Source organism: Pantoea sp. Fr-CA_6, from assembly GCF_024520895.1.
Classification (GTDB): domain Bacteria; phylum Pseudomonadota; class Gammaproteobacteria; order Enterobacterales; family Enterobacteriaceae; genus Pantoea; species Pantoea agglomerans.
The window spans coordinates 159,212-178,409 of record NZ_JALNPO010000004.1 but is presented as its reverse complement, the minus strand read 5'-3'; the positions used below and the strand labels follow the sequence as shown (position 1 = coordinate 178,409).

Genomic DNA, 19,198 nt, shown 5'->3' with positions numbered 1-19,198 from the left:
ATCGCGCCGGGTCAGCGCAGGATGTTGTTGTGCGGGGTGAGAAAGGTCGATAGGGGAGATTTTCGCGGTGATTTGAAATTTTATGCCGTGCGGAAACAGACGCGCATCCGGATGGATGCGCCGTGTACTTAAATCTGGAAGTCGATTACCGGTTCGTCGTCATTGCTGTAAGAAAGCGCCTGACGCTTGATCTCTTCCAGCGACAGGTTGGCGTTGCAGAGTTCCAGGAACTGCCAGACGTAGTTGCGTTGCAGCTGGCCGCGCTTGAGGCCGAGCCATACGGTGCTGGCATCGAACAGATGCGTGGCATCGAGGCGCACCAGCTCTTCACTCTCTTCAGTTTCACATGCCTGATCGGCCAGTATCCCCACGCCTAAACCGAGTTTGACGTAGGTTTTCACCACATCGGAGTCCTGAGCGCTGAGCACGATATCTGGTTTTAAACCGGCCGTCTGGAACGCACGGTCCACCCGCGAACGTCCGGTGATACCCTGGCGGTAGGTGATCAGCGGATAGCGGCTGAGCGTGCTCAGTGAAACTGGCTGGTTCTGCACCAGTTCATGCCCTTTCGGCACCAGTAAGGCGTGATGCCAGCTGAACCAGGGGAACGCCGCCAGGCTGCTGTTGTTGACCAGTAATTCACTGGCGATGCCAATGTCCGCCTCACCCGCCAGCAGCATGGTGACAATTTCCTGCGGCGACCCCTGATTAAGTTCAAGCCGGACGTTAGGATAGAGCTGACGAAACGCTTTGATCACTTTCGGCAGGCTGTAGCGCGCCTGAGTATGGGTAGTGGCTATGGTCAGGATGCCGCTGGTTTCATTGGTAAAGACATCGGCCAGACGTCGCACTTTGCCCGCTTCATCCAGGATACGCTCAGCGATGGTCAGCAGCGCTTTGCCCGGCTCGGTCATCCCCAGCAGGCGCTTGCCGCGACGGATAAAGATCTCAACCCCGAGTTCATCTTCCAGGTCACGAATGTGCCGACTTACTCCCGACTGGGAGGTAAACAGCGTGTTAGCGACTTCCGTTAAGTTAAACTCACAGCGGGCCGCCTCGCGGATGATTTTAAGCTGCTGGAAATTCACGGTATTTACCTCCCTTTACATAATCTGATTATCTGATGGTAAGAACTATTATTGATAACCGGAAATACTAAAAAATTCGGATTTATGACTTTAGGGAATAACGGGGTGGGTTTTGGGGTGCAGAGAGGTTTGAGATGGGCGGCCGGACTTCAGAGTTTGACTGAAACCCGGCCTGGGGGAGAGGCTATTTTACAGAAGGCGATAGATTACGCATTCTGGCGCTCTCTGCTTTCATCTCTTCATAGCTTGCTTCCAGGATCCACAGACAGGTCGCACCCTGGTCAGTTGCCAGTAGCGCCAGACGGGTTTGTTGATAAAAATCCTCTATAAAGGCTGTAGGTTGCTCAGCCGGAACGCTGCAGACAATGTCTGTACCTGTCATATGGGGCCAGGATCTGGCGTCAATAACCCGGAGCGTCTCCAGCACGCCCGGGGTATTCTTCGCTAACGCCGCGGCAAGGGCATCCTCCATCCGTGTTGCCTGCTGAACATCAGCCGTAGCTGCCAGTTGGGGCACTTTTGCAAGCCAGGCTTGCTCTCCTGACGCGATGCCCTTCAGCGAATTTTCCCAGTCGGATGTATTCGCTCCAGCCCAGACCGCGAAGGGCAGAAGGCCAATCAATATCAGATATTTCATCGGACCACCTCCAGCGTCCCGCCTTCACGCAGCACGCGTCGCCGGGTTGCAAGTGACATAATGATGCAGCCTTCTGAGGCGAAGCCCGCTGGCTTATTGACTCTTTCGCCATGAATGCGAAATGCCGAACGGCCAAAAGACTCTCCGGAAGTCTGCACCAGAATAATGGTCAGGGGTCCTTTTGATGTGGAGTGCTCTGCAATTCTGTACGTTCCCTGAAGAAGGGGCCCCATCCCTCTTACATGCTGGCGATCGGGATTATTTTTGTTAGTCAGACTACCTGAGTAGCCGGCCTCAATAAATTCACTGTTGTGGTATAAGTGACCCGTGCTTTGCTCATATGTCCATGTCATCGTTATATTCCTTTATGCTGTCACTCGATCATTCCAGCTGTCCGAGTGGACGATATTTCCGTCTGCATATCGCCAGGTAATTTTTTCGTAAATCAGCTCTACAGCTTCCAGATGATCCCGCGCCTCACCATAGCGGGATTTAACGTCATACATCATCGGGCCCACACAGATAACGGTTACGCCTTCCATCAAAGTATTGAAATATTCCACCTCCTGCCCCGCGTCATTTATCCGGTAAAATCTTATTTCCGCTGAGCAAAGCTTTTGACCTGAGGTCACAGCCCTGTAAAGGCAGGGACTGGACTTATCGATCTCTTTATCAAAACTGTAAGAAGCGTGTTCGCGGACAGCGGTTGTTTTACCCGTCACGTTGTCTGTGGAGAGCATGACGCCGTGATTCAGGCCGAGGACTTCAATAGCGCCTTCACGACCTGCCACGTCGACTGATCCGACAATAATGTTGTTACCGTCATCTTTAAGCCAGAGATAAGCTGGAATAGCCATCGTTTTAAACTCCATTTTAAAAAGAGAAAGCCAGCCTGTTTTCTGCTGACAGGCCCACTGCTTTCACAGCCTGATTAAACTATCTTCCGGCAAACATCAGATCAATTTTCATACAGCGTGAAATCAACCTGATTGAAGTTTTATTGTTTCAGATATAGAGATCGCGGAATAACCCGGTATCAGAGAAAAAAAACGTGCCCAAAAGCTATTCAGAATAATTTAAAAGTCGCATCAGCAATTCTTCACGCCAACATGGATTTATCATTCGTGCTATGAAGTTCACATTGTGTCGAAATGGAAAGATAGAACCTCTTCCTGTCCAGCCAGTAAACAGCTCTGTGCAGCAAATAAATACAGAAATTACAGACGAAGGTTTACCAGAGGCGTCCGGAACGCTGAGGAACAACCGCAGGCAAGGATGAGCCGACAGGACGTCGGCGAAAGGGCGGTACGAGCCAGGGATGGCGAGTCCGGACGGTCCGTCGGCCGCAGGGCGTGACGAAGGCACCCCGCACAGCGGGGCGCGCAGGCAGCCGGACGCCGGGATTGTTAAGGGGCGGGCGTCCGCCCCTTGACGCGTCCGCCTGCTCGGGCAACCTGAAACTCCCGAACGCCTGGCGGGCGAAACTTCCTCAGTGCATACCCGCTGCTAAAGGCTCACAGCCTCCATCGCCTGGCGGGCGTAAACCGCTCAGTGCTAACGCGCGGCTAAGTGACCTGAAACTCCCATACGCCTGGCGGGCGTAACCCGCTCAGTGCAGCCCGCTGCAAAGCGAAACCCGCTCAGTGCCAGCCCGCTACAAGCGCCCTCTTAACTCACTAACATCAACTCACGCTCCTCACTCAGCGGCTTATTCAGCAGCGACAGCAGAATGTTCTTCACTGCCTGTGCTGAAGGTGACAGCGGCAACCGGGCGGAGACGTTCAGTGACAGCGGCAGACTCAATGACGGGCTGTTAATGCGTGACATCCAGGCATCGGTAGATCCCACCAGCGAACGGGCGGCGGACTCAGGTAATACGGTCACGCCCATGCCGCTGGAAATGGCTGCGGTCAGGGTTGAAATCGATTCGATCTCACCGATGATCCGAGCACTCAGACGACGCAGCGAAAAGGCCTCATCGACCCGCTTGCGCACTGCGCTGTAATCACGCGGTAAGAACAGACTCATCTGCGCCACATCGGCCAGATCGACGCTGGCACCCGGGTAATCGGTGGCGCCTACCAGAAAGAGATCCTCTTTCATCAGCGGCATGCTGGTGATCCCGGCAGTGGGCGCGCGATCGTACAATACCGCCATATCCAGCTGACCGTTCATCACTTTCTCATTCAGCACGCTGCCGCTATTTTCGTGCAGGTAAACCAGCACTTCCGGAAATTGATCGCGCACGGTCTGCAACAGCGGCATGGTCAGCGATGAAGCCGCCGTGCCTGGGGCAAGCCCAATCGATACCTGTCCACTCAGCACCTGACCGGCGTTAATTACCGCAGTCTGGGCCTGCTCACACTGGCGCAGAATGGTGCGCGCATGACCATAGAGAATCTTACCCGCCTCAGTTGGCGTAACGCCGCGCTTGGTACGAATCAGCAACTGCTGATCCAGTTCATTTTCCAGCGTCGCGACCTGCTGACTGAGTGCAGGCTGGGCGATGTGCAACACTTCTGCTGCCTGCGTCAGACTGCCGATATCGACGATTTTCACAAAGTACTTCAGTCGTCTTAAATTCATCTTGCCTCCGTCACTCACCCCGAATAGCGAAATGGGTCTGATCCCATCGCCCTGATAACAGAGATTTTGCAAGATGCAGGCCAGGTTTAAAAAACTCAGGCCATCAGGCAGCCAGATTTTTCCTAACGGCCCGGAAAATAAGCGTTTCTGATTACCTCTTATGGGTTAATAAGCATCAGGAATGGCTGAGAAGAGAGAGTAAAACCGTCAGGCGCACTGTGACAGTGCAGACGCTGCGAGTCAGACGTGCAGAAAAGTGATGACAGGCTGTACAGTTTGAGTGCAGTGGAAACGCATTGCACCTGATGAAGGCTTGCAGGGCCTGAACAGAGGAGTAAAAAACAGGGAGTAAATGTAACCGCTATCAGCGGGATTTCTTATCGCTGGCGAATGCCGGATGATAAAAAGCAGCCGTTGCCCTCTCCCGCATCCGGAAGAAGGCAACGCCTGCTAATTAACGTTTTTTGCGGTTACGGTGCATGTCGATAGAGACCGCAGCCACAATAATCATCCCTTTGATGATGTCCTGAATGTACGCATCGACACCAACGAAGGTGAATCCGCTTTTAATCAGGCCAAGGATCACTGCGCCAATCAATGTACCGGTGATACGGCCCACGCCACCCATCAGGCTGCTGCCACCGATAACGGCTGCGGCAATGGCATCCAGCTCGTACGACATCCCCATGCTCGACTGACCGCTGCTGACGCGCGCCGCCAGTACTACACCCGCCAGGCCAGAGAGCGCGCCTGCAATGGTGTAGACGATAATCAGATACTTATTAACGTTGATACCGGAGACTTTCGCCGAGGTCATGTTGCCGCCGATGGCGTAAACATATTTACCGTAGCGGGTATGCTTCAGGGCGATATGGAACAGCAGCGCCACCACCAGGAAAATGACTACCGGCATGGCACCCTGTCCGATTGAGGTAAAGCCATCGGAAAGGAAGCTGATCGGATTGCCCTGGGTGTAATACTGCGCCAGACCACGTGCCGACACCATCATGCCCAGCGTGGCAATAAAGGGCGGAATACCGGTGCGGGTAATCAGTACACCATTGACCACGCCCGCCAGCAAACCGACGCCGATACCGGCCGCGATAGGGATCACCGCAGGCATATTCACCAGCGACGGATACATTGGCGACAGGCTGTCAGAGGTCTGCGCCAGGCTCGCGGCCACCACTGCCGCCAGGGCAATAATGGATCCGGAGGAGAGATCGATACCGGTGGTGATGATGACCTGGGTCACGCCGACGGCGATAATCCCGATAATCGCCACCTGCAATACAATCAGGATCAGACGGTTGGTGTTGAGCAGGAAAGACTGGTCACGCACGTACCAGCCGAACATTTCAAAAATTAACGCAATCCCCACCATCACCACGAAAATGCCGGTATCTTTCGGCAATTTATGACGCAGGCTGGCAAAAAAAGAGGGTTGCTGCGGGGCTGCCGGGGTGGCAGTAGCTTTCATATTGCTCATAGTGGTCTCGCGCCTCACTCGGATGCCAACGACAGAATGGTTTCCTGATCGGCTTCTTCTTTATCGAGGATGCCGGTTATACGCCCGCCGTGCATAACCATCACCCGGTCGCTCATGCCAAGAATTTCCGGCAGTTCAGAGGAGACCATGATGATAGCCACGCCACGGTTGGCAAGTTCACTGATTAAGCGGTAAATCTCCGCTTTCGCGCCGACGTCAATGCCGCGCGTCGGTTCGTCCAGAATCAGAATCTTCGGTTGCGCCAGCAGCCAGCGGGCAATCAGGACTTTCTGCTGATTACCGCCGCTGAGGTTATTGATGATTTGATCCATGGTCGGCGTTTTAATGTTGAGACGACGGATTTGATCCATGCAGTCCTGCGCCATCTTCACATGGCTGACAAACCCGCTTTTGCCGCTGTACTCCGGCATGTTCACGATGCTCATGTTCTCCATCACCGATAGCACCAGAAACAGGCCGGACTTTTTACGGTCTTCGGTGAGGAACGCCATGCCCTTTTCAATCGCGGTTGAGGGTGAGTCGATCGTCACCGGTACGCCATCAATCAAGATCTCGCCGCTGTCGAAGCTCTCCATGCCGAACAGGCTCTCCATCACCTCGCTGCGACCCGCACCTACCAGTCCGGCGACGCCGAGGATCTCCCCCCGGCGCACACTGAAACTGACGTCGGTGAAACGATCTTTGCAGGTGAGATTGCGCACCGTCAGCACCTCTTCACCAATTGCGCTGTTGAATTTCGGGAACAGCTGGGTCAGTTCGCGTCCCACCATCTGGGTAATCAGCGACTGACGGGTATATTTCGACGTCTGATCGCTGGCGATCCAGTTGCCGTCACGGAAGATACTGACTTCGTCGGTGATGGTGAAAATTTCATCCATCTTATGGCTGATGTAGATGATCGCTTTGCCCTGCTCCCGCAGGTCACGAATGATGGTAAACAGATGCGCTACTTCGGTTTCTGTCAGCGCGGAGGTGGGCTCATCCATGATCACGATGTCTGAATCCCATGAAACTGCTTTGGCAATCTCAACCATCTGCTGCGACGCGATGCTAAGCTCGCCCACCATCCGATCGGCTTTCAGACGGATATTGAGGCGGTTGAGCAGTTCCTGCGTCATCTGATTAAGCCGGGCGTGATCGACAAAGCCAAATCTCATCGGCTCGCGACCCAGCCAGATATTCTCGGCGACGGTCATGTAAGGCACCAGGTTGAGTTCCTGGTGGATCATTGAAATGCCGGAACGCAACGCGTCCATGGTGTCCTGAAACTGCACCGGCTCCCCTTTAATTTTGATGGTCCCCTGATCGGGACGATACATCCCGATCAGGCACTTCATTAAAGTGGATTTGCCCGCGCCATTTTCGCCCATCAAGGCATGTACCGTTCCCGGACGCACCCGCAACGACACGTTGTCGAGGGCTTTAACGCCGGGGAAGAACTTGCTGATGCCTTCGGCTTCAAGCGCAAAAGCGTTCATACATCACCTCCGTACAGCTGGGTCAGGAACGACTATTTCAGGTTACGCTTGGTAAACTGTTCCATGTTTTCTTTAGTAATCAACTGGTAGGGGATGTTGATGACTTTCTGAACTTTCTCGCCATTCACCAGTTTGATTGCCGTCTGCACCGCACCTTCACCCTGGCCCTGCGCATCCTGGAATACCGTGGCGACCATCTTGCCCTGCTTCAGCATCTGCAGCGCATCGGGTGTGCCATCGACGCCAGCGATCAGGATTTTGTCCGGATTTTTACCCAGTGCCTGCAGCGCACCGATCGCCATTTCATCGTTGTTAGAAGCGATGGCATTGATCTCATCACCGGCGGTCATCCAGTTACTGACTACGTCTACCGCATCGTTACGGGTAAATTTGGCGGTCTGTTTCTGAACAATTTTGATGCCAGGGAATTTAGCCGCAACCTCTTCCACACCTTTGGTACGGTCACGGGTCGCTTCATTCGCCAGGTCACCCATCAGGATGGCAACATTGCCTTTGCCGTTCATCGCTTTAGCCAGCGCTTCCATCTGTAAGCGTCCAGCCAGTTCCGAATCGGACCCGACATAGGCCATTTTGCCGGTCAGCTCAGCCTGTGGACGGCGGTTGACAAAGATCAGCGGGATACCCGCTTTGCTCGCCTGGTCCATAATCGGTTTCACCGCATTGGTATCGACCGGGTTGACAATCAGCGCATCAACCCCCTGACCGATAAAGTTCTGAACCTGCTGCAGCTGCTGTGAAACGTCGCCTTTTGCATCCTCAACCTGCCCTTTAACGCCATCTTTCTGCATCTCTTTCTGCATTGAGGTACGCAGAATGGTGAGGAAGTTGTCATCAAACAGCGCCATGGAGACGCCAACTGAGATATCTTTTGCCATAACCGCGGCAGGTAACATGCAGGCTAACAGTGAGGCGACAATCGTTTTTTTAATGTTCATAGGGACCCTTCTTATTTGTTAACTTGCTCAGCGGCTGTGACCGCGAATGAAAAATATCTTTTACATTCACCCAGCCTGTCTGGCGTCTGTTTCGGGAAATTTGAGGTAAGACTTCAGGTTCTGACTATTTTTGTGATCGACCACTCCTTTTCACAATCACTTGATCTGCAAACAGTTAACTTCAAAATAGCGTTTCACTTTCAGACGATAATGACGACCGTGATGATAAGCAGTTTATTTATTCCATATAATCACGTTTTGAAATTTTTATCATAAAAGCACTGAAACGGTTGTTTTAACATCGGCAAACAACAAAACTTTGACATGCCTCTAACATCTGCGGAGAAATGCCCGCAAAGTGAGATCCTGTTGGCAGTTTGAAAATCCAGCAGAATCGGGTAAAAATCGCCAATCCGCTGCTTTTACGAGCATCTGAACGCAATTCGGTAAACAGGGCTTTGACAAGCGGGATCTGCGCCGCTAATATTCGCCCCGTTCAAGCGATTCCTCTGTAGTTCAGTCGGTAGAACGGCGGACTGTTAATCCGTATGTCACTGGTTCGAGTCCAGTCAGAGGAGCCAGAATCAGAAAAGCCCGCTCAGGGAAACCTGAGCGGGCTTTTTGCATTTATGTTTTCGGTCACGGCGGCATGACATCCCCGCCTGAATGGCTTACACCTCAAACCCGTAGTGCGAGCCGTCCGGCAGTTCCACCACCAGCCGCAGCTTACCCCCTGCCGCATCGATATAGCGCTTGAGTGTGGAAAGCTTCAGGTCGCGGCCCGGCTTCTCCATGCCCGCCACGGTAGGCTGTGTAATGCCCAGCGCCTTTGCCATTTCGACCTGTGTTTTCTGCACTTTCTCGCGCAGCTCGGCAAGGTGAATGTTGAGCAGGATATCCGTCGCCATCACCTGTGCGTCGGCAACGACTTCCGGTTTTTCATCCGCAATAAGCTGTTCAAGCGTTCTGCCCATCTGGTTACTCCTCATCTTTAAAGCTATTCAGCCAGTGTGTGAATTCCCGATCGGCAACCGGAAGCATCTCCTGATAAAAACGCTTTTCATTGCCCACCTTATTTCCGGCACAAAGCACAATCGCCGTTCGGTTTGGGTCAAAAGCAAAGAAAGCCCTTATCGGATCGCCGCGACTCTGAATACGCAGCTCTTTCATGTTGATATAAACAGGGCCTTTTAGCGTATCCGCGTATGGCCTGGACAACCCCGGCCCTTTTTCGCGCAACACCATTAATGCTGCCAGTACGCAGGCGCGATCGCTCTCATTAAGCAAGGTAAACCAGCGATCAAACCTCTCCGTCGTTTTAATCATCCACACGGGATCTCCTTATTAATATAGGTTAAATACTATATAGGTGTAAAGCGATAATCGAGTGTGATGCAGGGAGATTTCAGATGCCTGTGCTTTTAGTGCAAAGTGAGAGAAGCGTTCAGCCGGGTCAGTGATGAATCCACACAACCTTCATCGTTTTGCGAGCTGTACCGGATTGGTTATGGAGTGAGATGCTGTGGGGCATTGTTATTAATAAGAAAGCCCGCTCAGGCTTCCCTGAGCGGGCTTTAACTGTGTTCGCATCGCTTCCCTGCCAATGCAGAGTGACGCTTTTAGCGCGTGATTACGGCAGCGCGATACGGGCAATCTCGTCAGTGCCTTTGGTGGAGGAATCTTTGTTGAATTCCGCCTTCAGGGTGACATAGAGCGTGTTGTTGTCCGGGCCAATCAGCAGGCTGTTTGGGTTCTTGTCAAACGACCAGCTGTTTTTCACCGCGTAGGTGGTGGCATCCAGTTGCAGCACTTTCTTCGATTCGCGCTGGCTGATGTAAAGCTCATTGCGTTTAGCGTTGAACTTGATGCCCATCGCATCGCCTTCGATACGCTTGATCACTTTGCCGGTGCGCTCATCAAAGATCAGCGTGGTTTTGCCTTTGGAGTCGTCAGTAACAAACAGGCGACCGGTAGCAGGATCTTCCGCCATGTTCAGGAACAGATACTCTTTGCCATCGCCTGCGGTCCAGCGCTTCTCGATTTTATGGCTGCGTGGATTGATCACCAGAATTTCACCCGAGCCGTTAGCCGCATAAATGCGTTCAGTCAGCGGGGAATAGATGATACCGGTGACCCATTTCCCGGCGTTTTTAATCTCGGTTTTCAGCTTAAAGGTTCGGGTATCTACGACGGAGATATAGCCCGGTTCGGCTACGCGACCGACATAGAGCTCGTTGCCGTGCCACAGGACTTCACGCGCACCCGCCGGATAGCCCTCTTTACTGATCTTGCCCGGGAACACCAGACGCTGCAGCACTTTGCCACTCTGGGCATCCACTTTGGAGATCGCGCCATCCAGTGAGTTGGTGGTGTAGAACACCTGACCGTTTTCATCGATAGCGGTACCGAAGTTTTTCATGTCGGTATGCGTTTCGCCTTTGGTCGTCAGCGTGGCCGGATCGAGACGATAGATCATGCCGCCGTTCACATCCTTAAACGCCTGCGCGCTGGCGACAAACAACGCTTTTGACGCAGGGGAGTAAGCCATTTCGTACAGACCATCACCCAGAGCGCGTTGTGTCACTGCGGTATTAACCGGTTTTGGGGCTTCAGCGGCAGGCGCATCGGCTTTTTTAGCTGGTGCCTGACACGCTGTCAGGCTAAAGGCAGCGGCAACTGCCATGGCAACAGCGGCTTTGCGCGGGCTTAACGATTTCATGCTGAACTCCGTCAGGGAATAAAGAATGAGAATCATACGCATTAACAGCCAGTAATCAAATGACGATGCTGCTATCCATGCCTGTCCGGTCATTTAACCCGCATTAAACCGCTTAACTGCCCCGTGAAATTCCACCTGAATGCCCTTTTTCTGCTTTCAAATCTGATAAACACCAGCAACTAAAAGGCTTTAAATTTTCCTATCACATTGAATTATAAATAATAAACATAAAGTTACACTTTCGATTGAATCCTTTGAAGAATATATAAAGCAAATGATTATCATTGGCGTTCTCATAACTGGCTGAGCGTCTTTCTCCAGAAGATGAGTGGATAAAAAATAACAACCAAAGACACAACGGTTTAACTCAATACCAATTTTTAATGGAAAATTTTATGGCTCGTAGTGGCAGGGAATCAGGTTTCAGAAACAGCTTTAGCGTCTCATTACTGACACTGGCGATACACGCCCTCTTCCACCCCGCCCAGGCGGCGGAGGAGACATCGCAGGATATGGTGGTCAGCGCCACGCCTGACGAAACCAGTGACAGCGGTAAGCAGAATTACGCGGTGCAGACCACCCGCGCGGGCACCAAATTAATGCTGACACCGCGAGATGTGCCTCAGTCACTCAGCGTGGTGACGCAGCAGCGAATGCAGGATCAGGATCTGCAATCGGTTAATGATGTGCTGATCAACGCCACTGGTATCTCCACCAATCTTATCGACAGTGAACGCTCCGAGTACTATTCACGCGGCTTCAAAGTCAGCAACTTCACTTTCGATGGCATTCCGACCTCGGTTAACGATAACTGGAATTACGGCGATGCGGCGTCCGACACGGCAATCTATGACCGTATTGAAATCGTGCGCGGTGCGACCGGCCTGATGACCGGAGCGGGCAGCCCTTCGGCCTCGATCAATATGGTGCGTAAACATGCTGACAGCAAAACCGCGACCGGCACGCTGAGTGCCAGCTATGGCAGCTGGAACAAGCAGCGCTACGTGGCGGATCTCTCTGCCCCGCTTAACAGCGATGGCAGCCTGCGCGGCCGCGTGGTGACCGGTTATACCGATCAGGAGAGCTGGCTGGATCGCTATCAAAAAACCAAAAAATTCATCTACGGCGTGATTGATGCGGACCTTACCGATAAGACGACGCTGTCACTGGGCTACGACTATGAAGATGACAACACCGGCAATCCAACCTGGGGTGGCCTGCCGATGTTTTACAGTAATAACGCCACGACACATTACGACCGCAGCCTGAATTCATCAGCTAACTGGGCGCGTTACAACACTAACTCGCGCAAAGTCTTTGCGGATATCGACCATAACTTCGATAACGGCTGGAATATTCATATCAACGGCACGCACGCCGAGAATACCTTCAGCGATAAGCTGCTCTATGTGATGGGCAATCCCGATCAGGAGAGCGGTGAAGGCACTACCGGTTATGGCAGTATGGATCGCGGCAAGCGTAAAATGGATTCAATCGATGGCTTTGCCAGCGGCCCGTTTGAACTGCTGGGTCGTCAGCACCTGTTGATGGCCGGAGCAAGCTACAGCCGCCAGCATAATGCCGCTTACAGTCAGGATGGATTCAGCGATGCGGAGGCGGGTGAAATCACTGCCGCCGATATGGGGATTTTCAATAATAGCTGGACCGGTAACGTAGCGGAGCCGGAATGGCAGGGCTGGTATCTCAACGCTGATGACACTGTTCGTCAGAAATCGGTCTATAGCGCTGCACGTCTGTCGCTGGCCGATCCGCTGTCGCTGATTATTGGCGCTCGCTATACCCAGTGGAGCACCCATGGCAGCAGCGGAGAGATGACTAAAAATAACACCACGCCTTATGCAGGGCTGGTGTATGACATTAATGACACCTGGTCCGCCTATGGCAGCTACACCGCCATTTTCCTGCCGCAGACTTATCGCGATACTCACGGTAGTTACCTCTCACCGGTGACAGGTAAAAGTTACGAGACCGGTCTGAAATCGGCCTGGAACGATGGCCTGCTGACCGCCAGCGTAGCAATTTTCCGCATCGAGCAGGATAACGTTGGACAGGCAATTGATGGTGTTTATCTGAGCGGCAATGAGCAGGCCTATGACGCCGCCAAAGGTGCAGTGAGTAAAGGTGCCGAGTTCGAGCTGAATGGCGCGCTGACCGATAATCTGCAGCTGACCTTTGGCGCAACCCGCTATGTGGCACGCGATAAAAGTGGCCGGTTCAACAGCTATCAGCCGCAAACCTCATTCAAACTTTTCACCCGTTATCAGTTAGCCGCGATCCCCGAGCTCACCGTTGGTGGCGGAATTAACTGGCAGAACCGGGTGTTTAAAGATGTGACCAATGCCAGCGGCGACAGCGTACGGGTATATCAGGGCAGCTACCCGCTGGCCTCGTTGTTTGCCCGCTATCAGGTGAATAAGCAGGTTGCCGTACAGGCCAACGTCGATAATCTCTTCGACCGTGAATATTACAGCTATATGAACAGCTACGTTTACGGTGAGCCACGTAACCTGAATGTCAGCGTGTCTTATCAGTTCTGATAATAGTGGTGCTGGGAGGCCAGACAGCCCGCGATTGCGGGCTGTCTGAGGGCTGATTTAACGGGCAGGATGCGTGTCAGGGCTGTCCTTCCATATTCCAGCGCGCTGATCCCATCACATCGAAAACATGCTGGTCGGTGAAAGCCGGAAATCTGGCGCGTTTTGCCGCCACTTTGAGCGCGTTGCAATAATCTTTATCGCCCCCTTTGATAATAAAATTATCCAGGGTGCCATCAATTTTGAAATCCAGATGGGCATTACAACGTTTCCCCTTCCAGGCGTGCGGCTCTGATAGTGCAGCATCCAGCGCTTTTTTTATGCCAGATGCCTGCTGACCATAGATATCGTTGTCCCCGACTTTTCCTGAACGGTTATAGCTGCAGGTTTCGAGTGCGCTTTTTTTAATGCATTCGTGTGGAGTGAGAGGCGCACAACCGGCTAACAGGGCACAGCAGAAAATGGGAATGATCTTTTTCATGGATAAGTCCTTTTAGGTGAAAAGGGAACGGCGTCCTGCTCCCTGGTTATTCTGATATCAGGCTAAGCTAAACCCCTGCAAAGTGAATCAACACAGGGTTATTTTCCCGTTTTTTTTCGCCAGAAGAGAGAGAAAGCAATCGCTGTTAATACGCCAATCAGGGGCATCGTGGCCGCGCCCGCCAGAAAGTTGTGCTGGTCGATGCGTTTGTCCCTGCGGATATCCGCGAAGCGTGCGAGTGCCTGTTTTTCATCTGAGGCACGAACTTCCTCGAACTGTTTTTTATAACCCTGCTCTGTCAGATCGAAAGCTCGTGTTACGTCCGATCTTTCAAGTGCAACAGTGTATTTGCCTTTGGTATAGAACCTGTATTCTGACATTCAGCGATCTCACATCCCGGGGATAGATTTGCACTATATCGGGTATGAATGGGTTTGCAGAACGCTTTTGGAAAATAGTGCGGCACAATACAGGCTCCAGCCTCCCTGCTGAGTTAACCGCATCTCCTTTTCCAGCAAACTGCATGCAGTATTGCGGTAATATTTCCCGTGATGACCGTGGCTGTTAACTCTCTTCGGTTATCACTTCAAGCCCCAGATTCTCCCGCAGCGTAGCAAACTCATACTCATCGCGAAATAGTCCGCGACGGCGCAGTTCCGGGATCACCAGCTCCACAAACAGATCCAGCTGTTCCGGCATAATGGCTGGCATGATGTTAAAGCCGTCCGCGCCGCCCTGCTCCAGCCACTGCTGGAAGTCGTCGGCGATATCTTCAGCGGTACCGACAATCACGCGGTGTCCGCGTGAACCGGCGGCGACGGCGGCCAGCTCACGCAGCGTCAGATTCTCGCGCTTTGCCATATCGGTCATCAGCTTAACGCGGCTCTGATTACCTTCGCCCAGCGGAACCTCCGGTACCGGGCCATCCAGTGGATATTGGCTGAGATCCATACTGAACCGCAGTGAGAGCTGACGAAGCCCGTTCTCGATATCCACCAGCGTATTCAGCTTTTTCCACAGCGCCTTCGCCTCCTCACGCGTGCGGCCAATAATCGGCATGACACCGGGCATGATCACGACATGATCCGGGTTACGCCCGGCGGCAATGACCTGCTCCTTTTGAGTGCGATAGAACGCTTGCGCTTCCTCCAGACTGGCGGAGGCGGTAAAGATCACTTCCGCTGTCTCAGCCGCCAGCTTCTGACCATCAGCAGAAGAACCTGCTTCGATAATCACCGGACGTCCCTGTGGCGAACGCGTGATGTTCAGGGGGCCTTGTACCTGAAAATGCTCGCCCTGATGGTTGATCGGTTTGATCTTCTCATCAACAAAATAGTCCCCGGTCGCTTTATCAGGCTGCACTGCCCCCGCTTCCCAGCCCCGCCACAATTTGTCTGCCACCTCAAGGAACTCCCGCGCACGGGCATAGCGGGAAGCGTGGTCGGGCATATCGCTGCGGCTGAAGTTACGTGCAACGTCAGTGGAAAACGAGGTCACGACGTTCCACGCGGCCCGGCCACGGCTGATGTGATCCAGTGACGAGAAACTGCGCGCCAGCGTAAAGGGATCGCTGAAGGTGGTAGAGGCGGTTGCAGCCAGGCCAATACGTCTGGTGTTGACCGCCAGCGCCGCCAGCATCGTCAGCGGTTCAAGGCGTGCCATGGTCGACGGCAGACGATACATGCTGGTTGCCAGTGCATCACCCACAAAGAACAGGTCGAACTTACCCGCTTCGGCTTTTTTAGCCAGCGTGATCAGCCAGTCGATGTCAGTGGGATCGCCCAGCTGTTCCGTCAGACGCCAGCCGCTCACGTGCTGACCCACCGGTTGAACAAACAGGCCGAGCCGCAGGCGACGTGATGGAGTGAAATGATTCATGAACGATTCCTGGTCTGTAAGGTGAAAAGGCGCGCCGCAGCGCGCGCTTAAAAAAGGGTGTCCGTCGCCAGCAGCGCCTGTTCCAGCGCGCGGGCGGAGACGCTAAACGGCAGCCGTTCTGCGCAGGCCTGGGGGAATTTAATCTGCTGCGCGATGTTGCGCAGCGCGCTATGGCGATCGCCGCGTAACACCGGCAGCTTCAGCGGCATATCGTAGTGTCGCAGCAGCGCAAGGAGTTCCGCATCCGCGACGCCGTCATGTTCCATCAGCGACTGCACCAGCAGGCTGAAGCCGACTTTCTCACCGTGCAGCCAGTGATGCAGCTCCGGCAGGTGCGTCAGTCGATTGTGAATGGCGTGCGCAAAGCCCGGCGTCGGCAGCAGGTCGCGCACACTATTCGCCAGCCCGGCGAGCACGATAGTGGCATCAATGACTCTGACCAGTTCAGGCGTGACCCGCTGCTGCTGGCAGGCCAGGATCGCGGCGTCTCCCTGCTGCCGGAAAGTGTCCAGCGCCTGCCGCGCGGTCATCACCTTAAGATCCAAAGCCAGATCATCAGGGTTGTGCTGCTGGTAAGGCCGGAATTCATAATATTTGGCCAGCGCATCCACAATACCCGCTTTCAGGTAGCGCACGTCGCTCCGGGCGATTACTTCACTGTCCACCAGCACCAGCTCCGGCATTTTCCCCAGCGGCTGGCTGCGCAGATGGCCGCCTTGCTCGTTATAGATGATGGCAATCGGTGACCAGGCCGCGCAGGTTGCCGCCTGGGTCGCAAAGTTAACCAGCGTGACCGTCGGCAACTGGCTGGCAGCGGCTTTAGCCGCATCCAGCACGCGTCCACCCCCAATCGCCAGCAGCAGTTCTGCGCCCTGCTGTGCGATATGATGTTTTAAGCTGGCGATGGCCTGTTCGGTACATTCGCCCTCTAAATAGTCGAGCTGCCAGCGGATGCCATTTTCTTCAAGACTCTGGCTTAATTCCGGATTAACCGCCTGCCACGCCTGAGGAGAGGTAAAAATACGAATATGGGTGGCATAGGGTTTAATAAACTGACCGGCGCGGATGCGCAGGCCCGCCTCATGCGCATAGGCTCGCGGAGATGTAATGGCTAACACAGCAGCATCCTGATTATATAAAATAGAAAAAGACTTTTATTACAATGAGTTAATAGTGTCTCATGGAATTTAATTTCTTTTCTGAATACTACGACAAATAACAATTTAAGCAATCAAAAACCGGCCATTTCATATTCACAAATCCGCATTAGGTTAGTTATTTTTCACACATAGCGACCCGGCTTTTACTGTTAATCTCTCATTCTGGCTGAATGAATTAACTGCCTGCCTGGCAGTTTTCCGGGAAATATTATGCAACTCGATTTTCGTCAGGTCAGAGAAGATGAGGTAGATGTTTATCTGGCACTGATGCATGCCGCCTATGCACCCGTTAAAGCACTGGGCATTAAATTTGATGCCGCCACGGCTGACCGCGCTACAGCATTACGCCATCTGCAGAATCATGGTGTGTATGCGCTCTACATGCGTAACCAGATGGTTTCATCAGTGACCGTTCGCTATCCCTGGGGGCCGCTGCCCGGCCCGTTTGGGCTGCCGCATATCGGCTGGTTTGGCGCGCATCCCGACTATCCCGGCCACCATTTTGGTCGCCAGGTTCAGGATCGGTTAGAGCAGGAAATCCTGATCGATCAGTTGCATGCCCCTGCGGTCTCGCTGGGCACCGCCACCCATCACCCCTGGCTGAAAGAGATGTATCTGAAACGTGGCTTCCAGCCGATGCATACCCGCGATCTCGGTAAAGGTCACATCACCCTCTATATGAAAAAAGTACTGGACCCGGCGGCACATGATGCCTGGCTGAGCCGCCAGACAGCAGCAGAAGGAAACCCGCTATGAGCAGCGATAATCCCGCATCACTGGGCGAACAGCCGATCGCGTTTCGCCACGAACTACACCATTTTCCGGAGCGACCGCAATGAACCTGAGCGTAATGCTGGCTGAACATATCCTTTATAGTCAGCCGGATGAGTCAGCGCACCAGCACGCGCGTGAAGGTGTGCGGGACTTCCTGGCGGTGAGCTGGCCGGTGTTACAGGGCAAGGTGCCAGATAGCGGCTTACCGGCACTGCGCACAATCTACCGCGACGGCAGCGTGCGCTCGCAGGCGCTGCTGCTGGGCTATGCCGGACATGCGCTGGACTACGATGATTTTCATGCCGATTTTCGCGGTCACCCCAGCGTAGTGATCCTGCCCGCCCTGCTCGCCTGGCAGCAATATCAGCCAAAGCGCCTGAACCGTTTTCTGGATGCTTACGTCACAGGTGTGGAAATGGCTGGTCGTCTGGGACTGGCTGTCAGCCAGCAACATTACGCGCTGGGCTATCACAACACGGCAACGCTGGGCACCCTGGCAGCGGCGGCGGCACTGGCGCGTTTGCTGGCGCTGGAGAGTGATGCAACCGCGACCCTGCTGGGGATCGCTGCCACCCAGGCCAGCGGGCTACGCGCACAGTTTGGTTCGGCGGTGAAACCACTGCACGCTGGTTTTGCCGCAGAACGTGCGGTGTCAGCGGCTCTGCTGACACTGGCCGGAATAGATGGCCGTCAGGCGGGTGTGATTGAGGCTTTTCTGGCAGCCAGCAGTTCGGGTCAGGCGCAGCCGGAGAAATTGCTGGAAAACTGGGGCCGCCCCTGGCGGATTAGCGCGCCCGGACTGGAGTTCAAACCTTTCCCAACCTGCGCGGGTACCCACAGCGCAGCGGAAGCGGCACAAATTCTGCGCCAGCAGTGGCTGGCAGCCGGCAAACCTCTTGATGCGCTGCTGAGCCAGATTGTCGATATCACCGTCGCCTTCCCGCCAGGCGGTGACATCGCCGCTTCCATATCCGTTCCGACGCACGGCATTGAAGCGCGTTTCAGCCTGGAATATGTGATTGCTGCGATGCTGATCTACGGCGATCTGCGTTTGCAGGATTTCGCCGAAGGCGATCTCAATCATCAGATTATGCCACTGGCCGCCCGCGTCCGTCGTACTCCCGATAACAGCGCGCCGCCCGATGCGATTAATCCCGCCCTGCGCTTCCATGACGTCACGCTGACGCTGAGTGATAGCACAAAGCTGCATCAGCGCCGCACGCGCCAGCAGTCACTGGCAGAGAGTGTGGATGTAAACAGGAAACTGCAGCTGGTGCTGCAGGCGTCGTCGCCCGATCTGTTGGCAGCCAGTGAGCTGCGTTCAACGGCAGATTTGCAGGCGCTGGGCCGCGCAGTGCTGAGCGCCCTGTAACCGA

At 53.9% G+C, this 19,198-nt stretch carries 18 protein-coding genes and 1 tRNA gene; 4 read left to right on the top strand and 15 right to left on the bottom strand.

Annotated elements, in window-relative coordinates:
* Positions 1-128: 128 nt before the first annotated feature.
* The 8 genes from cbl to NR201_RS09365 all read right to left on the bottom strand — a co-directional run bounded on the left by cbl (position 129) and on the right by NR201_RS09365 (position 8,255).
* On the bottom strand, positions 129-1,088 hold the full coding sequence (gene cbl, locus NR201_RS09400) for an HTH-type transcriptional regulator Cbl (protein ID WP_010247887.1): 960 nt from the start codon (positions 1,086-1,088) through the stop codon (positions 129-131).
* A 184-nt stretch (positions 1,089-1,272) separates the two neighbouring features.
* On the bottom strand, positions 1,273-1,725 hold the full coding sequence (locus NR201_RS09395) for a hypothetical protein (RefSeq protein WP_192034068.1): 453 nt from the start codon (positions 1,723-1,725) through the stop codon (positions 1,273-1,275).
* Positions 1,722-2,078: a tlde1 domain-containing protein gene (locus NR201_RS09390; protein ID WP_187510676.1), complete on the bottom strand. Its 357-nt coding sequence runs from the start codon at positions 2,076-2,078 to the stop codon at positions 1,722-1,724. Before NR201_RS09390 ends, NR201_RS09395 begins: the two co-directional genes overlap by 4 nt.
* Positions 2,079-2,090: 12 nt before the next feature.
* Positions 2,091-2,582, bottom strand: a complete 492-nt coding sequence (gene tssD / locus NR201_RS09385; protein WP_256849695.1) for a type VI secretion system tube protein TssD — start codon at positions 2,580-2,582, stop codon at positions 2,091-2,093.
* Positions 2,583-3,393: 811 nt separating this feature from the next.
* Positions 3,394-4,311: a nitrogen assimilation transcriptional regulator NAC gene (nac, locus tag NR201_RS09380; protein WP_010247899.1), complete on the bottom strand. Its 918-nt coding sequence runs from the start codon at positions 4,309-4,311 to the stop codon at positions 3,394-3,396.
* A gap of 454 nt (positions 4,312-4,765) precedes the next feature.
* The gene (locus NR201_RS09375) at positions 4,766-5,791 is read right to left on the bottom strand and encodes an ABC transporter permease (protein WP_174819610.1); all 1,026 of its coding nucleotides are present in this window, start codon (positions 5,789-5,791) and stop codon (positions 4,766-4,768) included.
* A gap of 23 nt (positions 5,792-5,814) precedes the next feature.
* A complete protein-coding gene (locus NR201_RS09370; protein ID WP_033758305.1) occupies positions 5,815-7,299 on the bottom strand; it encodes a sugar ABC transporter ATP-binding protein in 1,485 nt (494 codons plus the stop codon).
* A 32-nt stretch (positions 7,300-7,331) separates the two neighbouring features.
* Complete coding sequence (locus NR201_RS09365; protein WP_010247907.1) at positions 7,332-8,255, bottom strand: sugar ABC transporter substrate-binding protein; 924 nt, start codon at positions 8,253-8,255, stop codon at positions 7,332-7,334.
* Positions 8,256-8,760: 505 nt separating this feature from the next.
* On the opposite strand from NR201_RS09365, the gene NR201_RS09360 reads away from it, so the two are divergent.
* A tRNA-Asn gene (locus NR201_RS09360) sits at positions 8,761-8,836 on the top strand.
* A 90-nt stretch (positions 8,837-8,926) separates the two neighbouring features.
* Here the strand turns inward: NR201_RS09360 and NR201_RS09355 are convergent.
* The 3 genes from NR201_RS09355 to NR201_RS09345 all read right to left on the bottom strand — a co-directional run bounded on the left by NR201_RS09355 (position 8,927) and on the right by NR201_RS09345 (position 10,974).
* On the bottom strand, positions 8,927-9,229 hold the full coding sequence (locus NR201_RS09355; protein WP_256849694.1) for a helix-turn-helix domain-containing protein: 303 nt from the start codon (positions 9,227-9,229) through the stop codon (positions 8,927-8,929).
* A 4-nt stretch (positions 9,230-9,233) separates the two neighbouring features.
* Positions 9,234-9,587, bottom strand: a complete 354-nt coding sequence (locus NR201_RS09350) for a type II toxin-antitoxin system RelE/ParE family toxin (RefSeq protein WP_050680114.1) — start codon at positions 9,585-9,587, stop codon at positions 9,234-9,236.
* A 298-nt stretch (positions 9,588-9,885) separates the two neighbouring features.
* Positions 9,886-10,974: a YncE family protein gene (locus NR201_RS09345; RefSeq protein WP_029519393.1), complete on the bottom strand. Its 1,089-nt coding sequence runs from the start codon at positions 10,972-10,974 to the stop codon at positions 9,886-9,888.
* A 395-nt stretch (positions 10,975-11,369) separates the two neighbouring features.
* Here NR201_RS09345 and fhuE point away from each other — a divergent pair, with 395 nt between their 5' ends.
* The gene (fhuE, locus tag NR201_RS09340; protein WP_256849693.1) at positions 11,370-13,532 is read left to right on the top strand and encodes a ferric-rhodotorulic acid/ferric-coprogen receptor FhuE; all 2,163 of its coding nucleotides are present in this window, start codon (positions 11,370-11,372) and stop codon (positions 13,530-13,532) included.
* Between the two features lie 76 nt (positions 13,533-13,608).
* On the opposite strand, the gene NR201_RS09335 is transcribed toward fhuE, so the two are convergent.
* From NR201_RS09335 to NR201_RS09320, 4 genes are all read right to left on the bottom strand, one after another.
* A complete protein-coding gene (locus tag NR201_RS09335) occupies positions 13,609-14,010 on the bottom strand; it encodes a cell envelope integrity TolA C-terminal domain-containing protein (protein WP_010247930.1) in 402 nt (133 codons plus the stop codon).
* Between the two features lie 98 nt (positions 14,011-14,108).
* Positions 14,109-14,390, bottom strand: coding sequence for a hypothetical protein (locus tag NR201_RS09330; RefSeq protein ID WP_010247933.1), 282 nt, complete (start codon positions 14,388-14,390; stop codon positions 14,109-14,111).
* Positions 14,391-14,574: 184 nt separating this feature from the next.
* A complete protein-coding gene (locus tag NR201_RS09325; protein WP_033772154.1) occupies positions 14,575-15,888 on the bottom strand; it encodes an LLM class flavin-dependent oxidoreductase in 1,314 nt (437 codons plus the stop codon).
* 47 nt (positions 15,889-15,935) lie between these two features.
* Positions 15,936-17,006 carry an iron-containing alcohol dehydrogenase family protein gene (locus NR201_RS09320; RefSeq protein ID WP_089414028.1) on the bottom strand — a complete coding sequence of 357 codons (1,071 nt, stop codon included), beginning with the start codon at positions 17,004-17,006 and terminating at the stop codon, positions 15,936-15,938.
* Positions 17,007-17,258: 252 nt separating this feature from the next.
* Here NR201_RS09320 and NR201_RS09315 point away from each other — a divergent pair, with 252 nt between their 5' ends.
* Entirely contained in the window at positions 17,259-17,804 is a 546-nt protein-coding gene (locus NR201_RS09315; RefSeq protein ID WP_022624974.1) for an N-acetyltransferase, read from the top strand.
* A gap of 79 nt (positions 17,805-17,883) precedes the next feature.
* Positions 17,884-19,194: an MmgE/PrpD family protein gene (locus NR201_RS09310; RefSeq protein ID WP_256849692.1), complete on the top strand. Its 1,311-nt coding sequence runs from the start codon at positions 17,884-17,886 to the stop codon at positions 19,192-19,194.
* The last annotated feature ends 4 nt before the right edge of the window (positions 19,195-19,198 follow it).